General features: G+C 58.2%; 1 rRNA gene. It reads right to left on the bottom strand.

What is annotated here, in order from left to right:
* Positions 1-725: ribosomal RNA gene (locus tag EPD82_RS11840) — 23S ribosomal RNA — on the bottom strand; the annotation flags it as partial.
* Between the last annotated feature and the right edge of the window lie 15 nt (positions 726-740).

The following is a 740-nucleotide window of genomic DNA, read 5'->3' as shown; positions in this document are numbered from 1 at the left end:
TTCGGACTCGCTTTCGCTTCGCCTCCCCTATTCGGTTAAGCTCGCCACGCAACGTAAGTCGCTGACCCATTATACAAAAGGTACGCAGTCACTCCTTAAAGGAGCTCCCACTGTTTGTATGCATGCGGTTTCAGGTTCTATTTCACTCCCCTCGCCGGGGTTCTTTTCGCCTTTCCCTCACGGTACTGGTTCACTATCGGTCGATCACGAGTATTTAGCCTTGGAGGATGGTCCCCCCATCTTCGGACAGGGTTTCTCGTGCCCCGCCCTACTTGTCGCACGCTTAGACCCCCCGACGGCTTTTCGCATACGGGGCTATCACCCGCTGTGGCCGGTCTTTCCAGAGCCGTTCTGCTGAGCCGTTGGGTTGGTCGTGCAGGCTACTCCCCGTTCGCTCGCCACTACTTGGGGAATCTCGGTTGATTTCTTTTCCTCCGGCTACTGAGATGGTTCAGTTCGCCGGGTTCGCCTCCTCTGGCCTATGGATTCAGCCAGGGATACCCCTTCACACAGCGTTTTCTCGCCCTCGCCCCGCTTGCCGCAGTAGAGGGGTTTTGACGGGCTGCGCCCGCCGAAAGCGCTCTGTGAAGGGGTGGGTTTCCCCATTCGGACATCCCGGGATCAATGCTTCGTTGCCAGCTCCCCCGGGCTTTTCGCAGGCTCGCACGTCCTTCTTCGCCTGTGATCGCCAAGGCATCCACCGCATGCACTTACTTCGCTTGATCCTATAGCGGTGCCAG

The organism is Tepidiphilus succinatimandens (genome assembly GCF_006503695.1).
Lineage (GTDB): Bacteria > Pseudomonadota > Gammaproteobacteria > Burkholderiales > Rhodocyclaceae > Tepidiphilus > Tepidiphilus succinatimandens.
Note: the sequence above shows the minus strand (reverse complement) of the source record. Positions and strands in the feature narration are given on the sequence as shown.